Genomic DNA, 206 nt, shown 5'->3' with positions numbered 1-206 from the left:
CGGCTACACTGTTCGGGTGTTCGAACAGGCGCAGCGCCTGGAAGCGGCAGGCGCCGGCATTCAGCTTTCTCCCAACGCGACCCGTATCCTTCGCCAGCTTGGCGTGCTCGACCGGCTGCTGCCGGCAACGGTGCGGCCCGAAGCCGTGGTGTTGAAGGAGGCCGCGACCCTGCGCGAACTGGCGCGCGTGCCGCTGGGGCAAGCCG

The 206-nt window shown here is 69.9% G+C and carries 1 pseudogene; it reads left to right on the top strand.

Features of this window, described 5'->3' with window-relative positions:
• A pseudogene (locus tag EOB49_RS36315) lies at nt 1-206 on the top strand (salicylate hydroxylase); the annotation flags it as partial.

This window comes from Mesorhizobium sp. M7A.F.Ca.MR.148.00.0.0 (genome assembly GCF_003997735.1).
Lineage (GTDB): Bacteria > Pseudomonadota > Alphaproteobacteria > Rhizobiales > Rhizobiaceae > Mesorhizobium.
The sequence above is the reverse complement of the archived record's forward strand: the minus strand, read 5'-3'. Positions and strand labels throughout refer to the sequence as shown.